This is a genomic window from Pseudoalteromonas sp. P1-8, from assembly GCF_001399985.1.
Lineage (GTDB): Bacteria > Pseudomonadota > Gammaproteobacteria > Enterobacterales > Alteromonadaceae > Pseudoalteromonas.
In genome coordinates this window covers 188,012-207,031 of record NZ_LJSO01000008.1, presented here as the reverse complement: position 1 = coordinate 207,031, position 19,020 = coordinate 188,012, and the positions used below count along the sequence as shown (strand labels likewise).

The following is a 19,020-nucleotide window of genomic DNA, read 5'->3' as shown; positions in this document are numbered from 1 at the left end:
ATTATTAAGACATTAATTTTTATTGTTATTTTATATGAAAAAGCTATTAAAGCTGTGGTTTCTATTGCACGCATTAAGTGTATTTAATTTATATGCCAATCCAACTAAGCAACTTGAAACCGCATTTGCAACATCGTTGGTTTTAACGGATGGGGACAGTATTACCTTAGGTATGGGTGATTTTGACCCACAAACACTGTTTGACCCACAACATAGCAGTAAAGATGAAGACAGTATCGCGCTTAGAAAAAAACTCAGACTCTACAGTATTCCTTATACTTGGCAGCTTGATAAGCCTATTTATCAACACAAACTAAGTTTGACCAGCAGGGTAAGCTATTTGAATCAATCAGATTTCATTTCGCTATTTGATAATGTGGCTGACGACTATATTTCAGAAACTGTATATAACGGCATGATCGGTTTTAATGCCGAAAAAGCACTTGGCTCTAAATGGTCATATCAATTTGGCTTTAATACTCACTACTTACATTACAACAATGACTATGAGTATAACTCTCCCGAGTCTAGGCGTAACTTTAAGCCTTTAACCGAAAATCTTTACACCAACCTAAATAGTAATGCACTGGTGTTAAACCCAAATGCGACCATGATCTATCGCTTACCTAGGCATTGGGGCTATTACGAGTACAAACTTAACTTTAATTATTACTATGGATGGGCACTCTCTCACCCTGATGGGATAAGTAATGCAGCACCCGAAACATGGCGCACACTTAATGGTATAAAAGCTAAATTTAACATGTTCAAAATTGGGCTTTTTGAGCAAGCTTTTTACATTAAAGGACAGCGAATCGATTTAGGCGGCGATAGTCGCGTAGCGTTTGGGACCGATCACTTTTATGAATACGGTATCGGCTTTTTATGGGATAGTAGCAAGTGGACCTCGTGGTTTGACAACTTTGGTATCGGCATCAATATTCACAACGGTAGTAGCCTCGATGGTGCAGCTATTGTCTTGTACTTTAACGAAATTTAATACTATTTTTTAAAGACAAAACTTTTAAACAGACTATATTCTTAGAAATAATCAAAATTCATGGAAGATTTATATGAAACATCACCTCGCAATCGCTTGTTCATTACTTACCTTAACGGCTTGCGATAACCCCCCTGAACAAACAGCTAAAACGCTACCACTGCAAGTAAGTGCAGCAGATACCATTTATTATGGTGGCGATATTCTTACAATGACTGGCCACAAACCCGAATATGCACAAGCAATCGCTACCCAAGGTGAAAAAATCATTTTTGTGGGTGATAAAACTAAAGCACTTGAGCATAAGTTTGGCAAAACAAAGCTGATTGATTTGCAAGGCAAAACCTTAATGCCAGGTTTTGTTGATGGCCATAGCCATGTCTATGGTGTTGGTTTGCAAGCCATGGTAGCCAATGTATTACCTAGCCCAGATGGTGATGCCAATAGTGTTGAGCAAATCGTTAATATTCTTACCGCCGCACAAAATAACCCTGACTACACCACATTTATTGAAAAAACGGGTGCTATTTTAGGCTTTGGTTACGATGATGCTGAGCTTGATAGATACCCAACTAAAATGGACTTAGACCGCGTTAGCACCGAAAAGCCAGTGATCATCATTCATACTTCGGGGCACTTAAGTGTTGCAAACAGTAAAGCCTTAGCCATGGCCGGCATCGACGAAAACACAGACAATCCTGACGGTGGGCTAATTCGTCGTATGGCCAACTCACAAGAACCCAATGGGGTGCTCGAAGAAAACGCGCACTTTGGTTTACTGTTTAAACTCATGCAGTCGTTTGATCCTGACTTACAAGATTTAATGCTGCAAGAAGGGCAAAAACTCTACACAAAATACGGCTACACCACAGCACAAGAAGGCCGAGCAACTCAAGAAGCTTATGATTCGATGGTAAGAGCATCCAAAGCGGATAAGTTTGTCATTGATGTGGTAGCCTATGCCGATATGGCTACCAGCAGCAGTTTTATGGACTCACCCTATAACAGTAAAAACTACACAAATCATTTTCGTATTGGTGGTGTAAAACTTAACTTTGATGGCTCACCACAAGGAAAAACCGCTTGGTTATCTCACCCATACTTAAAAGCACCTGAAGGCCAAGAGCAAGGCTATGCAGGCTACCCTACTTTTAATGATGAACAAGCCTATCAGTATATTGAAACTGCCTTTGCCAATGACTGGCAAGTGATGACTCATGCAAATGGTGATGCCGCTATTGAGCAATTTTTAAATGCTGTTGAAAATGCTAATAACAAGCTTGGTAAAAAAGACCGCCGCCCCGTACTTATTCATGGGCAAACAATTCGTCAAGATCAGGTAAACCGTCTTAAAGAATTAGGCATATTTCCATCGCTCTTCCCAATGCATACCTTTTATTGGGGCGACTGGCATGTAAATTCGGTGCTTGGTCATCCCCGCGCCGATTTTATTTCGCCCACCCATGCAGTTCGCAAACAAGGATTAATGTTCAGTACCCATCATGATGCGCCTGTAGCTCTGCCCAATGCACTGCGTGTATTAGATGCAACGGTTAACCGTACAACTCGTACAGATCAAGTATTAGGCCCAGATCAACGTGTTTCTGTGTATACTGCACTACAAGCAATGACAACATGGCCTGCGTATCAACACTTTGAAGAAAGCTCAAAAGGGCAATTAAAACAAGGGATGCAAGCAGATTTAATTATCCTTGATAACAACCCGTTGAAAATAAAGCCTGCAGAGCTACATAACTTACAAGTGATAGAAACCATTAGCCGTGGTGAAACCGTCTACAGCAAAAATTAAACACTTTTCAAGGAGTAACATGAATAAGTTTATACAATTAGCCTGTGCTGCGCTGCTGTCATTTTCAGCATTAGCAGCACAAACAGCTGCTACGCAACTGGATATTTTGAATCTTAAGGCCCAATCTGAGCATGTGCTAACTTCAGGTCAGCCAAGTCAAACCGATTTTGCCAAGCTAAAACAACTTGGTGTTGAGAACATCATCAACCTTCGCGGTGATAACGGAACGAATTGGTCTGAGCAAGAGTTAGTCACTGAGCTTGGTATGAACTATTACCATATCCCTGTGCAATCTAAAGCTGATATTACCATTGAAAATGCTACGAAACTTCAGGCTTTGCTCAATGAGCACCAACAGCAAACCACCTTACTTCACTGCGCGAGCAGCAACCGTGTTGGCGCTCTTGTTGCGCTATACAATGCCATAACCTTGAAAAAGCCAGTTGATGAAGCTGTTGAGATTGGTAAGCAATGGGGCTTAAAAAGCCTTGAAGGAGTGGTAAGAAGTAAAGTAAACGAAGAAGTTGGTCAGCCATAAGCTGACCAACATACTTGCTTTATATTGCCTTTTTCTGGCTTTCTTGTTGTTTCTTGGCTTCAACTTGCTGGAACATTGAATCAACTAATTCGATGATTTTATCGTTTGCATCAATAAACTTATCTAAACCACCACCCGTACGATAGCTTGCCTGAGCAATTGTTTTAGTTTGGTCAACATTAGTGACCCAAATATTGGCATATGCCATATATAGGGCTAAATCCCAATGCCAGTTAGCAACATAAAATGCAATCGCATCACAACCATCTGTGTTAGCAGCTGAAATGTCTGTTTGATACGCTTGGTGTTTCATTACATAATTGGCAGGGATAACACGCGTTTGCACATTATGTTTTGCAAAACCAGATTGTAGTGATGTTACAACACCTTCTTTAACTGCTTGGTGCTCTGCAATACACACGGTTTTTGGTTTTTCCGCTTCAAAACGACTTACATCTTGTTTCGCTGCACAACCCGCAAGCACGGTCGCTGCAACTGCAACAGCTGATATTTTTGCAATATTCATTATGATTTTCCTTTTTATAATTTTTTTAAAGCTGCCATGCATAGCTTAGCTTAGTGAAGAAGGTACGTTGATCACGCTCAAGGTTCTTCAATGAATCATCTTGATAACCTTTATCAGAATACCCTAAATAAAACAGTGTCTGCGAGTTAATCTTGTACGAATACACTAACTGACTGCCATAATCGCGGTTAGTTTGGCTTACATCAAATCGATAAGCTTCATTGTTTCGATCGACATCTTCAAACTGCAAAACGAGTTTCAGCATCGAGCGCATATTAAATTTATAATAAACACGCAGATCCGTTAAATTTGCAGTATAAACACGTTCATTTTGCTCGTTATCTAAATAGCTGTAGCTGTGCTCTAGTTGCACCTGCCAATGATCGTTTATATCCCATGTCATCTCAGGTTCAATGCGAACCATAGTACCTAAAGCTGCATTACTATAATCAATTTTGCTGCCATATTGAGCATACAATAAAAAGCTAATGTCACGAATGGGTCTAAAACCGCCATAGATATAACCTATGTTTTGATTAAAAAACTCGCCGGCATAAAACTCATTACGATGAATAAAGCCAATTTCTGTTTGCGACTGCATCTTACCTTTAAAGGTAAAAAAGCCATCGTATTCTTCTTCGAGTAGGTCGCCATTTTGCGCCCATGTTTTATCCCACTCAACATTGTAGCTGTACTCTGTGATTGCATCATCAGCATCGCGATACCATGTTTGTCCACCTCCTAGTTGTACTTGCTCGTAATCAACTTTAGCTTGATAACCCAAATCTGAGCGGTATTCTGTACCTATATTTTCGTAGCTAGCATAGACTTCGTAATCACGCTTAGTTCTTGTAAATTCAATGGCATAAGCTTGATCTGATTGATTTTTATCAATGCCATAATAATCAACTAAAAATTCTGAGTTAGTGGTATCTGTGCTTGCTACTTGATACTGCAAACTATCTGATTGATTAAACCAGTAGCTGCCATCTAAAGATAACACCGTATTATGATAATCATCATTTTCACGGTGAGTGCTCATCACACCAATTGTGCCTTTTTGGCCAATATCAAACTGATAACGCCCCGCTACTGCTTGCGTTTTATCTGCTAGATTAGCAAAGCCAGAACCTTGATTCGTCGGAAGTAAGACACTGGTATTCTGATCGTCAGCGTACATAAAGCCATAGCTGTGCGCGCCGGTTTTACCTGTTAACTTTAAACCCACATCAGGTTCAGCAATCATTCGCGTATATAAAAGCTCTAGTTGGCTGGTATCAAAATAAGAGGCGCCATCTAAAAAGAATGGACGCTTTTCAGCATAATAAATTGAGTAAGTAGTATTTACATCAAGCTCAAGTGAATCTGCCTCGACCTGCGAAAAGTCAGGATTAATGGTGGCATTAATAACCGCATCTTGCGTCACCCCCCAACGTAAGTCCAAGCCCGCTTCAGTATCAATATCACCATTTTGCCAATCACCCGGCACTGTATCTTTGGTATCATGGCGAAGCGCCGTTAAAGTGGGCGTAAGCTGAATGTTTTGGCTCTCTGTCATGTTGGCAAAGCCTGTGAGTTTATCAAACTGGCAAAAGCTACATTTTACATCTCGGTCAAAACCAACATTCGACATTTGATAATACACATCACGCGGATAATTTCGCCAAACGGCAAAACTCCAGGTTAACTCTGTTTGATCTTTTGGAAAGCGTAGTGCAGTGAATGGAATACGCATTTCAACCACATAACCGTCGTCGGTAATTTGCCCTGCACTGTCCCAAATGGCATCCCATGATGGATCTTCCACCCAATCATCAATATCCGTCATGCGCATATCGCCTTGCGCACCAAGAGGGTTTACATAAAACTCATAGCCGGTTCGTTCATCATTGAAGGTATCAATCATCAAAGCAACATTGTCGTCTTGCCAAAGCGTATCACGATCTCGAAGGGCGGCACGAATTTGCGAAGGGTCATTATCTTTTGCAATAAAACCAACATACAAGTATTTACCATCTTCATACATGTAGGCATCGGTTTGTACGAGCGGCGTGCCTTTTTCGGTTGGCTCATTCTGATATTTTAATGGTACTTTTGTGGCGTATTGCCAATGCGACTCATCCATCACACCATCAACGCTAATAGACTCTTTAATATGGGCAAGGGAGAACTCTGCTTTATCAAATGCATTGGCAGAAAAAGGCATACAGGCAACACTAAGTAAAAAAGTAGGGGCGACTATTTTATTTATTATTCTTTTTATGTACTGCATAAACATCCATTTAGACACTGACGCGTTAGAAACGCTACTTGACTGATTTCAAAGCGATTGTAATTCAGTAAGGTACATTTGTTAATCTAATTTTCGGTTTTATGTCATAAAATTTAACAAAATACTCCATTTGTACTACTAACAGGGCCAAAAAAGCCCCATTGCCAAACAGCAATGGGGCTTTTTTATACGTTTGTTATCGGAATTTATTACTTTTTAAGGCTTAATTTATTGCCTTTCAAAGATTTGCGAACATTTGCGATTCGTGAACGGTTCTTTGCACGCGCTTCACCCGTTGCCTGACCCGAAGCCTTATTTGTACGGCTACGACGTAAATGCGACGGCTTTTTACCAATTTTATCAATCAGTACTTCACGGCTGCTTACTTCGTAACCTGGTAAAACAACACGCTTGATGCGCTGTCCGATTAGCTTTTCGATATCGAATAAAGTGTTTTCTTCCTCACGGCTCACAAACGAAATTGCTTGACCCGGCTTACCAGCACGACCTGTACGGCCGATACGATGCACGTAGTCTTCTGCAAGCCAAGGTAGATCGATGTTGATCACACGTGGCAACCCTTCAATATCAATACCACGAGCAGCTACTTCAGTTGCGACCAGCACGCGAACTTTACCTTCTTTAAACTCGCGTAAAGCGCGGCGGCGGTTACCTTGGGTTTTATCACCATGACAAACAACAGCAGGAATCCCGTCAAGATTAAGCTCTTTTACAAGCTCATCAGCGGTTTCTTTCATGTTTACGAAAACAAGTACCTGCTGCCAGTTTTTCTTACCAATCAATTCAGATAAAAGCTCTTGCTTACGGCGCTCTTCAACTGGATAAACAACATGTTGCACTGTTTCTGCAGTACTGTTTGTTTGATCAACACGAATGATTTCAGGCTGCTTTAGTACTTTACTCGCAAATTGTTTAATTGCCGCCGGGAAAGTGGCAGAGAACAATAAGATTTGACGCGCTTCATCACAACCATTAATAACAATTTGCATATCGTTGATAAAGCCCATGTCTAGCATACGGTCAGCTTCATCAAGCACTAAATGCTTAACATTAGCTAAGCTGATGTTACCTAAACGCAGATGATCAAGTAAGCGCCCTGGCGTTGCAACCACGATGTCGACACCTGCTTTCAAATCGTTAGCTTGACCCGCTAGATTGATACCACCAAACAAGCACACTGTTTTGAGTTCGGTGTATTTTGCAAACGCTTTAAAATTATTAGCAATTTGCTCAGCTAATTCGCGGGTAGGTGCAAGCACTAATGCACTTGGTGCATTATTTTCACTAACCGCTGACTCTGATAATTTTTGGATAAGTGGTAAAGCAAATGCAGCGGTTTTACCCGTGCCTGTTTGCGCACTAACAAGTACGTCTTTGCCTTTTCTTACCGCAGGAATTGCACTACGTTGAACGGGAGTAAGCGTTTCGAAATTAAGCTCTTCTAATGCCTGTAAAAGCTCAGAAGAAAAACTAAATGATTTAAAATTCATGCTGTATAACCTGCGGCCATCATATCAAGGGTCGCAAATTATACAGAAAAAAAATGACTTTAGTTAGTTATAACTTAACTAAAGTGCCTTTTAATGCCACGCCAGCAACAAATGTGCCCGCACCACATTGATATTCGGTTTGGCTAACGAACTCACGTTTTTTGTAGTACGACTGAATATTTACAACTGCATTCATGCCTTCACGAACAGCACGCTCTTGTAATGCTTTTAAAGCACTAAGCATTACCCACTCACACGCTTCTCGGTCAGTTTTATTAAATGCGTTGGTTTTCTTGTTGGTGATCACTTCACCATAATTGGTTTTAATGCTGTTATGACTTTGATCAGCGAAATACAGCGGAATATCTAACAGCGCTTGTTTCGCTTTGGTGGTTTCAAGTAATGCTTGTACAGGTAGCGTTTGTATATCATCACGTGCAAAACTGTTTGTTGAAAACAAACAAGCCGCTAAAACACTGGCAAGGGTCAATAATTTCATTTAAAAATTCCTTCTATAAAATTTCCATGCAACACCAAAACCAACCGAAACATTATAATCTTGCTTCACGAGTGGGCTTGCATCTTGTTGACTGTTAGCAAGGTGGTGATATTTAACAAAACCACCTAACCAATACTTTAGTGTGTCAAAATGTACCCCAATTGATACATCAGCGCCAGAAAAACCTGAACGACTTGAGTATGCTTGGCGAGTTTCATTGCTATGTAAGTCACTCACTCCATAGTAGTAATCAAGGTATTTATCGCTAGCAAAGTTGATATTGCCACGAAACGCTAATGAAAATTGTGAATCCGCATTTTCGATGATCGGCACTCGATAATACACACTTGGCCCATAACGCCAGCCAATATCATCAATACCTGAGAAATCTGTCGCAATGGCTTTGCGTGCAAACAGGCTTAAATACAAATGCTGTTTAGCGTTTGGTGCACCTATTAGGTAGTAATTAAGTGAAGGCCCTAATTCAAACACCCAATCTAGATCATCCATACCTTCTCGGGCTTTGTTGTCTTCACTGTCAACTGCAAGACCTACGTTGGCAGATAAATCTAAATGGAGATTTTCTTGTTGCCACAAAAAGCCAGTGAAGTTATTACGGTCGATGGCCATTTTATCGCTTTGATAACGAAAATAAGGCACAGGCAATAGGTATTGCTCACTTTCATCTGAACCTAAATAATGCGGGATATCTGCATAAAAAAGGCCTGCACCGAACTCCATTTTTGCAGTGCCCTTTTCTACACTGTCTTGTGCAGCATAAGCATTAAAAGTTAGAATAAATAAAATACTTATGATGCAGCGCTTGATCATGCTTGCCACTTTTTAAAAATTAACGAGGTATTGATGCCTCCAAACGCAAAGTTATTACTCATAATGTAATCCGTCTGCATTTCACGGCCATTGCCCTTGATATAGTCTAAATCAGCACACTCAGGATCGACATCCGTTAAATTGATAGTAGGTGCAAACCAACCATCATTCATCATATTGATACTTGCCCATGCCTCAATGGCGCCACACGCTCCTAAGGTATGACCTAAATAACTCTTTAATGAGCTAATAGGTTTCTTGCCAAGGGCATTGAAAGTCGCCAGAGACTCCGCAATATCACCCCGATCTGTTGACGTACCATGGGCATTCACATAGCCAATTTGGTCGGCAGTAAGCTGTGCATCATTAAGTGCCATTTCGATAGCCACTTGCATAGTTTCTGCGGTAGGTTGCGTCACATGTTGACCATCTGAGTTACAACCAAAACCGACCAGCTCCGCATAAATGGTCGCGCCACGGGCTAGGGCATGCTCATACTCTTCTAAAATGAGCGTGCCTGCACCTTCACCAATAACCAGACCATCACGATTTTGATCGAATGGTCGTGGCGTGCTTTTCGCAGCATCATTTTTTGTGCTCGTCGCGTATAAGGTGTCAAATACCGCAGCTTCTGTGATGCATAACTCTTCTGCGCCACCAGCCACCATGGCTTTTTGGCGACCATACTTAATCGCTTCATAAGCATAACCAATACCTTGCGAGCCTGATGTGCACGCAGAGCTGGTAGTGATCACCCGACCTTTTAAGCCAAAAAAGACACCCACATTCACAGGCGCTGTATGCGCCATCATCTGGATGTAACTGGTGGCCGTTACGCCTGTCATTTCGCCGGTTTCCATCATTTTTGCAAAAGCCAATAATGGTGGCGTTGACCCCGTTGATGAGCCAAAAGCAATACCAGTAGAGCCGTCGGTTAGACTTGAGTGCTCTAATAGCCCAGCTTCTTCTAGAGCAAGCTCTGTAGTACGGGTCGACATCATAGCAACACGCCCCATTGAGCGAACTTGTTTACGCTTATAATGGCTTGGTTTACTAAAATGAGTAACAGGTGCTGCTAGTCGAGTGTTTAGTTCTGGCGCCACATCCCAGTCAGTCATGTACTGGACGGCATTTTCACCTTTTTGCAAAGCGGTTTTAAATTCACCCCAGGTATCACCTAATGCAGTAATGGCAGACATGCCTGTAACAACAACGCGCTTCATTACACCATACCGCCATTCACAGAAATAACTTGGCGAGTGATATACGCGGCGTCATCTGAACATAAAAACGACACAGTACCCGCGACTTCACTAACCGAACCCATACGTTTTAATGGGATCATTTTTAGCATTTCATCAACCGGTAAATCGTCTGTCATTTCGGTTTCGATTAGCCCTGGAGCTACGCAGTTAACGGTGATCTTACGTTTTGCAAGCTCAAGCGAAAGCGCTTTGGTCGCACCAATAATGCCCGCTTTAGCGGCACTGTAGTTAACTTGCCCGCGATTACCGGCAATCCCTGACACTGACGCCATAGTGACAATACGGCCACCTTTACGACCTTGCACCATTGGCATCACCGTTGGATGAACCACATTATAAAAACCGTCAAGGCCAGTACGGATCACTTTATCCCAATCATCACCTTGCATCGCTGGGAACGCCATATCATTCGTGATACCTGCATTACAGATCACCCCATAATACGCACCGTGCTCGGCAATATCAGCTTCAATTTGTTGTTTTGCAAGCTCTCTATCGCAAACATCAAATTGCAATAAGCTAGCATGACGACCAAGCGCACTGATTTCTTCACAGGTTTGCTCTGCTTCAGCCACACCACTGCGACAATGAACAGCAATATCAAAGCCATCGTTAGCTAATCTAAGTGCGATTGCTTTGCCAATACCACGGCTTGAGCCGGTGACTAAAATACGTTTTGTCATTGATTTTCTCTTATAAACTGCATTGGGTCTTGTGGTTGAAACACATTAATTTTTGCTTCTGCTAAGCATGTTTCATCGCTATGTATTTGACACTCAAATACACTTAACCCTGATTCTTCTTGATATAATTTTGTCACCGAGACTTTAAGCGTTTGCTCGTTTTTAAATACCGGTGCATAGGTTTTATATTTGCGCGTACCAATTAAAAAACCGATTTGTACTTCATTTCCTTTGTCTTTTGCCAGCGCACCCGCATAAGCTGCGATAGTTTGCGCCATATATTCACAACCAATATAACTGGCAACCCCATTTAAGCTCTCGTCATAAAACGGGCTTTGTGAACTAATATCCACTTCACAGCAACCTGACTCTTCGCTGTAACTAGATAGGCGATTGAGCAATATCATTGGCTCACTATGAGGGACTACTTGCTCAATTTTATAGTGATTCATTTAGATGTCCTAGTACTACACTGACATTATTGCCGCCAAAGGCAAACGAATTTGATAAACAGGTGTTAATTTCTGCCGTTTCTGGTTGTGTTATTAAGCCAATTTCAACCAATGATTCGTCTTTTGCAACCTGATTGCATACTAATTGATTAAACTCTGGGTAAGCCAAATAAAGCCAACATAAGCCCGCTTCTAAGGCACCTGCAGCGCCTAGAGTGTGGCCGGTCAAATGTTTAGAAGAGCTCACTTTAGTATCTTTGCCAAATACCTCACTGATTGCCAGAGATTCCATCGCATCATTTTGCGGTGTGGCTGTTCCATGGGCATTAATGTAGTCGATATCTGAAGGCGTTAAATTCGCGTCTTGCAACGCCGTTGTCATAGCAGCAATTGCGCCAGAACCGTCTGCAATCGGTGCTGAAATATGGTGGGCGTCGGAGCTTTCACCACCACCTAAAAAGGCAATGCTCTGTTTTGTATGCTGCTCTTTACTCATAACAAATAATGCTGCGGCTTCACCAATATTGATGCCTGCTCTGTCGCCACTAAACGGCTTACAAATTTCATCGCTGATAGACGATAACGAATCAAAGCCATTAATAGTGAGTTGGCACAAGCTATCTACCCCCCCACAAATTACCACATCGGCTAAATCGGCACTGAGTAAGGCGCGCGCACTAATAAGCGCCTTGGCACTTGAACTACACGCAGTTGAAATGCTGTAACTTGGCCCCTTCGCAGCGAGTTTTTTGGCAATATAATTGGCAGGTGCGACGAGCGCTTGGTCGTAATAATCAAACTCCTCTGGCCACTTTCCCTTAGCTGCATGGGCAATTCGACCTCTTTCACCTTCTTGAATTGCAGCAGTACTAGTACCAATCACCACAGCAATACGGCTGCTCGGAATGTCTATGTTTGCTAATGTGTCAGCAATTTGCCCCAGCGCTAAATCGATTAGCTGATAAAATCGCATTGATGCTGTTAATGGCAGTTCATTAACCAACCCCACAAAAGTTGGGCGCTGCTCAAATGCAAGCGACGTCACCTCTGTGAGTGTTTGTTTAGGTTGTAAGCTGATACTTTGCATTGTTTGTTGATGACCAACCCCCAATGCACTAACAATACCTAAGTCGTTAAGCCAAAATGGCATAATCAATTAACCCTTTGAAATTTAATTTTGTAATCTCGCTGAAAGTTTACAAGTTCTGTTGCACCGTCTAAATAGCGAATTTCACTAATTAACTGTTCACCTTGATATAAACGCCGTGTCGAGCCTTGTTCAACCAAGTTCAAACCATAAAGTTGCGAGTTCAGCACAGTAACCGGCCAGTGTACTAGCATGATATCAGCAAGAATATAGCGAGGATCAACCGCGTTGATAGGGAGCATTTTTTCGCTTTTAATCGGCCCTAGTGGCGCTTTTTCTAACTGAAAGATTGGCATACCTTGAGCCGTCATAACAGCCAAGTTAATACCCGTTTCACTGTTTAAACTCAGCTGCGCTAGTAATGTATGCTGCTCATCGCCATGGTGTACTTCAAGTACTTGCTGCCAATTATCGGCAACTAATGACGGCGGTGAATCAAGCAAATAAATCCCTGCATTTGGCGCTAAATCAACACCCGTTTTTACTGCAAATTCACTGGCGCAACTTGCCACTAATATGCTCAAAGATAAGAGCAAAGAGCGTGTTAGTCGCGACATAATTCAACCAGTGTATTTAAGCGTTTGTTGCTTTGTTTTACAAATGGGTTTTGTAAATCCCATGCATAACCAGCAAGAATAGCACTGATCATCTCGCGCACTTGTTGGTTTTTCTCACTGTAAAAAATCACGTCCTGAAATGAGCCATCATACCAAGCACTGACGTAGGTTCTAAAGCAATTAACCCCTTGTTGCAAAGGCTCACTGTAATCGTTTTTGAAATCAACTTGCTCACCACGTAAGTAGCTATCTACTATAGGAGCAACCAATGAAGCTGATTTTAATGCAATCGTCACCCCAGATGAAAACACCGGATCTAAAAACTCACCGGCATTACCAAGTAGTGCAAAATGCTCACCATACAAGCTCGACACATTAGCCGAATAGCCTTTAATAGCACGCGCTTCACCAATTGCTTCATGATTGGCTAATAACTCACTTAAATAGCTATCTTGTTCGATAAATTCATTTAAACCAGCGAGTGGTTGTTTATCATTAAGTTGCTCTGGTTTACCAACGACACCAATGCTTGCCGTACCATCACTAAATGGGATCAGCCAATACCAAATATCTTTATGCTCTGGATGAACATTAATTAAGATTTTTTCGCGGTCAAACTGGGTATCGCTAATATTATCTTTAAAATGGCTGAAAAAAGCCCAACGTACTGGGAAATTTGATGCTGACTCTAAATCAAGTAAGCGAGGTAATACCCTGCCAAAACCACTAGCATCAAGTACAAAACGCCCTTTAATTTGATAGCGTTGCTGGTTTTCATCCGTAACATCAAGTAAAGCGCCATCCTCACAATTGGTAAACGCTAACACGCTATGTTGGTATCGAATTTCAGCCCCCTGCTGCATGGCACCATCGGCTAAGCATTTATCAAAGTCAGCGCGTTTTACCTGAAAAGTCGTGCCAGGGCCTTCGCTAAATTTCTCGGTAAAATCGATTGTTGTGTGGTCGCCCCGACGCTGAAACGCCGCACCATTTTTAAACTGAAACCCAAGTGATTGTGCCTGTGCTTGCACCGCTTGCTCAAGGCCTGCTTCTGCTAAAAAGCTCATGCACTGGGGTAATAAGCTTTCACCAATCGAAAAACGCGGAAAGGTTTGCTGCTCTAACACCACTACATGCCAACCTTTTTTCACCAGTAAACTGGCAGCCACGGCACCTGAAGGGCCAGCACCAATAATAACAACATCAGCCTGTTGAACTTGATTATTCACCTATTATTTTTCCTTATTTTTAGGTAATGCAATACTGAGCGGCGCCAGGATATAGATACAAACTAGCCCCACTAATACCGTTAATCCGAAACTGAAAATGGCCGGTGTTTTCGAAACGGCCAACATGCCAAATACCCACATCGATGATGCCGCTGACAAGCTAATTGCGAGTACATTGCTCGAGCTTAAATTATTGACCTGATAAAACACCAAGTAATCGATTGCCAACGCTAATATCAATAAACAGCCTAATAAATTAAAAATCGACAGCTGAGATTGCAGCGCACTGCATAGTAGCAGTACAGCCGCGGTTGTTAGTACAAGCACTAGCGTTTGTTTACACGCCGTTTTAAAACCAAATTTAACGCTAAAGAGTAATAACGCAAAGGTCACCGCGATGGCCAGTGTCACCAGTAACGAATTTGAGTAATGACTTAAACCTTCACTTATCATCGCGACTTTATCGTAAACAATTAAATCTGGGTAAGCGTTGGCTAAATCCATCAGCTCGGATTTATTTACACCTGTTACCATAAACCAGCTTGCGGTTAGTGTGTTGTTTGAGATCACTTGGTTAGCGATTAACGGCGCTAACGGTGAATTAAGTGCCGCGTTTAAATCAAGCATTGATGTTGGGAGCTCAACGGGCGTCCCTGTCATTTGGCTAACCACACTCATCGCTTGCTGGGCCGAATGCAGTTGATCGTAGTTTTGCTGTTGTAATTGTTTACTAGGCACTAAGTCACTAAGCATCAAGGCACGGCCATTAAGACCGCGAATAGTTGCTTTTAATGCTTCTTGCTCTACTAATAACTGCTGCGCATTATCAGCAAATAAAATCATGATTTGGCCATTATCTTTACCTAATAAAGACATATGCAACGCTTCGTTTTGCATTAAATCAGCAGGACTTGCATTTAACAGCTTTACATCATCATTAATCACAGGGGGTTTTAGTAAGGCAAAAACACTCAATAACACTAACGTCAGCATACTGAGTGCGACGCGATAATGCGTTAATCGTTTTAAATAACCACTTAAGCAGTTAGCTAATTGATGCGCAGCAGTGTTAATGGTTAAACCAGCTTGCCAATAAGGCAGTAAAATTCGTGTGCAAAGCCAAGCTGTAACTAGCCCTGCAACAACGAACACGCCCACTTGACTGAGTAACTGCACGGGTGAGAAAAACAAACTCGCGTAACCGAGTGTGGTGGTTAGTAACGACAACAACAGTGCCAGTTTAAGCCCTTGGCTAAAACCTTGTGGCTGCTCAGTTAAATCAAGCATGCCATGAAATGCATAATCAATGGCGATACCAATCAGCGTCACTGCAAACACCATGGTTAATACATGGACTTGACTAAAAATACTGATCAGCGCAATGGTGCCACCAATAGCGGCGCTTATCACGGTTACAGAGGCCAGCCACAATGCATTTATCGAGCGAAACACCCACACCACCATCACAATAAGCGCCAGCAAGCTCACCGAACCAAACAAGGTCATTTCAAATTTGGCTTGCTGCGCATTTGCTGCGGTGTGAAATAAAGCACCGGCATAGCGAATTTGTGTATCTGGATAGCGGCCTTCAAGCTCAGCGATATAGGCAACTATCTCATTGCTCAACGCTATTGATTGATTTATTGAAAAGGCATTGTCAGCACTTTGCACAAATAACATTAAATACTCATCACCTTGATAGTTAATGTTAATTCGGCCATCTTGCAGCTCAAATTGCTGCATGTGTGTCATTGCCTCAGATAAGAACCCTGCTGTAGCAAGTGTTGGGTCTTGGTTGATAGTACTTGAAACAAAAGGATCAGCGACTTTACTCAACTGACTAAAGTAATACTGTTGAAAGCGATTAGCATCGCCAATAGCTTGTTTATATTCCTCGGAGACTAAATGCCCGGCGTACTGACCGTAAAATGCTGCCAATTGGGAGATTTCAGGTAACTTAAAACGAGGCTCAATGTGTTTACTCGCCAGCCACTGATGTAAATCATCATAAGCTTTTACTGCATTCTCACCCCGAAAAGAAAAGCTCAACTGCTGTTTATTAGCTGAAAAAAAGTGTTCTTCGACTTGCTGTAAACGCGGTTCTGACTTTGGCAACAAAGCCAAAATATCATTATTCAACGTCGGCTGTTTTAGAATAAAAACAACCACTAAGGCGCTAACTAATAGGCTTAGCCAAGCAAGCGTTAGGCCCCATGCTTTCACTGTTTATGCTCATTTTGAGGATAAGCAAAGCGTAACACAGTAAAGTTACCATTTGCTTCTTGAAGACGCACACGGCTCACTTGTTCTGCTGCTACACATAATTCGAACTGACTAAATAGCTGCTTTAGCAAGTTATCTTTAGGCAATAAAGTCTGACAACCGGGCTCTGCATGCTCTGTCATCGTAAATTGCTCAGCAAGTGCCACTTCATCATGCTTTAAAATTGCTTGCAGTAAATTAACGTAAGGCTCTGCACCTTTTTGTAGCTGCGGCTTATCTTGGTCATCCAGGGTATATACTTGCCCTTGCTTGATTAATAGCGTGCTTTTAACCGGAGATTCAACTTGCCAAGTGAGGCTATCTTCAGCAAGTTCAAACGAACCTGTTGATATAAAAGGCTTACTAAACCCTTTAAAATGCTTTTCTTGGCTAAATGTGCCTTGCTCTGTTACTGCGCTTGATGCAAACACAGGAAAAAAAACGAGCACACTCAGTAACAACACGCTTAATCGCATTAAATCACCTTTTGAAGTTTTTCATGGAGTACAGGCGGCGAAACAAACTGCATTTCTTTTTTCTCTATATCAACCGCAACTTGGATAGTCGTTGCTTTGGTTAACTTTTTACCTGTAGCGCAATCAGTGATTACGTAATCGATACGTAATCGTGTTTCATATTCTTTTAAGTACGCATCAACGCGGATTTTTTGTGTAAACAATGCTGAGCCGACGTACTTAATATGCATGTCAATAATCGGCCACGCATAGCCAGACTCTTGCATTTGCACATAATCATAATCAAACAAACGCAGTAATTCGCAGCGCGCGACTTCTAAATAGCGCGGGTAATTACCATGCCATACCACATTCATTGGATCGCAATCATGAAAAGGAATTTCAATCTCAACATGAGTACTCAACAACGAGCCACGACTATGCATATAAACTCCAACGTTTTGTTTGAATAGCGTCTACCGTAAAGCGAAGAACAGCCTCTAGAGGACGGTCTTCATCAAGCAGCGGGAAAAACTCGCTAATGTCTTGATACATACTTTGTACATCACTAGTTAAACTAGCGAATTCAAGCTCACCGCTATTAATACGTAAACGCAAACCTTGAATACTCGCAAGCAAAGTACTTGCAACCACTTGCTCAGTTAGCTGCAATATACGCAAACAATCTCGTGCAGCGATAGTTCCCATGCTCACTTTATCTTGGTTGTGACACTCGGTTGAACGAGAAAACACACTTGCTGGCATGGTCAGTTTTAATGCTTCGGCCGTGTATGCACTGGCGCCAATTTGGACCGCTTTAAAACCATGGTTAATGTAGCGACGCTCATCATTACTCGCCGATAGATTAGAAGGCAAACCATTGTTATAGCGCGTATCAACTAAGGATGCGATTTGTCTGTCTGCTAAGTCGGCTAAATTAGCAACAGCGGTTTTCATGCTATCCATTACCATTGCAATATGACCACCATAGAAGTGACCACCATGCAATACGTGCTCACCTTCGCCATCGATGATTGGATTATCATTTGCCGAATTTAGTTCATTTTCAATCATTTGCCTAAACCACGGCAAACTATCTTGCAGCACACCAATAACATGTGGAGCACAGCGAATTGAATACCTATCTTGTAAGCGGTCAGCATTACGAGGGTGTTCTACATGATTTAGATCACCACGGATCCATGCAGCTACTTGCTGTTGTCCTGGATGTGGCTTCACTGAAAACAAAATATCATCAAAGTGATGACTGTTACCTTTTAATGCAAGGCTTGCAAGGGCTGTTATGCGGCTAGTCAATTTAGCTAAGTAATCTGCTCTATCATAAGCAAGGCATGCCAAAGCTGTCATCACGGCAGTGCCATTCATGACTGCCAGCCCTTCTTTCGGGCGTAGCTTTAATGGCTGTAAGCCTAGTTCTTGCATCACTTCTAGACTGTTTTTAATTTCGCCTTTGTAATACACATCTCGCTCACCAACCATAGCACCGGCTACATACGAAAGCGGCGTTAAATCACCACTGGCTCCTACAGACCCCTCTTGCGGGATCACCGGTACAATATTGTGATTTAAAAAGTCACGTAATAAATTCAACATCTCCCAGCTAACGCCAGAATACCCTTGTGAAAGCGAAGTTAAACGAGTCGCTAAAATAGCGCGCCCTTGGGCTTGATTAAACACATCGCCAAGGCCGCAACCATGAAAACGAGTAAGATGCAGTGGTAACTCATTGACTAAATCAAGTGGCACTTTTACGGTTACTGAATCGCCATAACCTGTGGTAACGCCATATATCACGCCATCATCTTCAAGCAACTTATCTAAAAACGCCACGGCGCTGTCTATTTTATTAGCAAATTGACGGTCTGATGTTAACGCAACAGCACCTTGCTCTAATGCAATATGAACAATATCTTCGATTGATAAACGCTGTTTGCCAAAAACGGTAGTCGAGTGCTCTGACAC

The 19,020-nt window shown here is 42.0% G+C and carries 18 protein-coding genes; 3 read left to right on the top strand and 15 right to left on the bottom strand.

Features of this window, described 5'->3' with window-relative positions; genetic code table 11:
- Positions 1-34 precede the first annotated feature (34 nt).
- The 3 genes from AN213_RS13140 (at position 35) to AN213_RS13130 (ending at position 3,348) form a co-directional block, all read left to right on the top strand.
- Positions 35-1,000 (top strand): Solitary outer membrane autotransporter beta-barrel domain, encoded by a 966-nt coding sequence (locus AN213_RS13140; RefSeq protein WP_055198811.1) that lies wholly within the window; start codon positions 35-37, stop codon positions 998-1,000.
- Between the two features lie 73 nt (positions 1,001-1,073).
- A complete protein-coding gene (locus AN213_RS13135) occupies positions 1,074-2,810 on the top strand; it encodes an amidohydrolase (protein ID WP_055198810.1) in 1,737 nt (578 codons plus the stop codon).
- A gap of 19 nt (positions 2,811-2,829) precedes the next feature.
- Positions 2,830-3,348, top strand: a complete 519-nt coding sequence (locus tag AN213_RS13130) for a protein tyrosine phosphatase family protein (protein WP_055198809.1) — start codon at positions 2,830-2,832, stop codon at positions 3,346-3,348.
- A gap of 19 nt (positions 3,349-3,367) precedes the next feature.
- On the opposite strand, the gene AN213_RS13125 is transcribed toward AN213_RS13130, so the two are convergent.
- The 15 genes from AN213_RS13125 to hutH all read right to left on the bottom strand — a co-directional run bounded on the left by AN213_RS13125 (position 3,368) and on the right by hutH (position 19,020).
- Complete coding sequence (locus tag AN213_RS13125) at positions 3,368-3,874, bottom strand: Sbal_3080 family lipoprotein (protein WP_055021089.1); 507 nt, start codon at positions 3,872-3,874, stop codon at positions 3,368-3,370.
- A gap of 25 nt (positions 3,875-3,899) precedes the next feature.
- Positions 3,900-6,146 (bottom strand): carbohydrate binding family 9 domain-containing protein, encoded by a 2,247-nt coding sequence (locus AN213_RS13120; protein ID WP_055198808.1) that lies wholly within the window; start codon positions 6,144-6,146, stop codon positions 3,900-3,902.
- Between the two features lie 209 nt (positions 6,147-6,355).
- Positions 6,356-7,657, bottom strand: coding sequence for a DEAD/DEAH box helicase (locus AN213_RS13115; RefSeq protein ID WP_054562405.1), 1,302 nt, complete (start codon positions 7,655-7,657; stop codon positions 6,356-6,358).
- 67 nt (positions 7,658-7,724) lie between these two features.
- Positions 7,725-8,156 (bottom strand): hypothetical protein, encoded by a 432-nt coding sequence (locus AN213_RS13110; RefSeq protein WP_055198807.1) that lies wholly within the window; start codon positions 8,154-8,156, stop codon positions 7,725-7,727.
- A complete protein-coding gene (locus AN213_RS13105; protein WP_055198806.1) occupies positions 8,157-8,987 on the bottom strand; it encodes a MipA/OmpV family protein in 831 nt (276 codons plus the stop codon). It abuts the gene before it with no gap.
- Complete coding sequence (locus tag AN213_RS13100) at positions 8,984-10,210, bottom strand: beta-ketoacyl-ACP synthase (RefSeq protein WP_054562408.1); 1,227 nt, start codon at positions 10,208-10,210, stop codon at positions 8,984-8,986. Before AN213_RS13100 ends, AN213_RS13105 begins: the two co-directional genes overlap by 4 nt.
- Positions 10,210-10,935 (bottom strand): 3-oxoacyl-ACP reductase FabG, encoded by a 726-nt coding sequence (gene fabG / locus AN213_RS13095; RefSeq protein ID WP_054562409.1) that lies wholly within the window; start codon positions 10,933-10,935, stop codon positions 10,210-10,212. The genes AN213_RS13100 and fabG overlap by 1 nt, the downstream gene beginning before the upstream one ends.
- Entirely contained in the window at positions 10,932-11,387 is a 456-nt protein-coding gene (locus AN213_RS13090; RefSeq protein ID WP_054554542.1) for a hotdog family protein, read from the bottom strand. The genes fabG and AN213_RS13090 overlap by 4 nt, the downstream gene beginning before the upstream one ends.
- Entirely contained in the window at positions 11,374-12,537 is a 1,164-nt protein-coding gene (locus tag AN213_RS13085; protein WP_055198805.1) for a beta-ketoacyl-ACP synthase, read from the bottom strand. Before AN213_RS13085 ends, AN213_RS13090 begins: the two co-directional genes overlap by 14 nt.
- Positions 12,538-12,539: 2 nt before the next feature.
- A complete protein-coding gene (locus AN213_RS13080) occupies positions 12,540-13,091 on the bottom strand; it encodes a DUF3261 domain-containing protein (protein ID WP_055198804.1) in 552 nt (183 codons plus the stop codon).
- Positions 13,079-14,320, bottom strand: coding sequence for an NAD(P)/FAD-dependent oxidoreductase (locus AN213_RS13075; protein WP_055198803.1), 1,242 nt, complete (start codon positions 14,318-14,320; stop codon positions 13,079-13,081). The genes AN213_RS13080 and AN213_RS13075 overlap by 13 nt, the downstream gene beginning before the upstream one ends.
- A gap of 3 nt (positions 14,321-14,323) precedes the next feature.
- Positions 14,324-16,543, bottom strand: a complete 2,220-nt coding sequence (locus AN213_RS13070) for an MMPL family transporter (protein WP_055198802.1) — start codon at positions 16,541-16,543, stop codon at positions 14,324-14,326.
- Complete coding sequence (locus AN213_RS13065; RefSeq protein WP_054562415.1) at positions 16,540-17,058, bottom strand: outer membrane lipoprotein carrier protein LolA; 519 nt, start codon at positions 17,056-17,058, stop codon at positions 16,540-16,542. Before AN213_RS13065 ends, AN213_RS13070 begins: the two co-directional genes overlap by 4 nt.
- Positions 17,058-17,483 (bottom strand): thioesterase family protein, encoded by a 426-nt coding sequence (locus AN213_RS13060; RefSeq protein WP_054554548.1) that lies wholly within the window; start codon positions 17,481-17,483, stop codon positions 17,058-17,060. Before AN213_RS13060 ends, AN213_RS13065 begins: the two co-directional genes overlap by 1 nt.
- Positions 17,476-19,020 carry a histidine ammonia-lyase gene (hutH, locus tag AN213_RS13055; protein ID WP_173637079.1) on the bottom strand — a complete coding sequence of 515 codons (1,545 nt, stop codon included), beginning with the start codon at positions 19,018-19,020 and terminating at the stop codon, positions 17,476-17,478. Before hutH ends, AN213_RS13060 begins: the two co-directional genes overlap by 8 nt.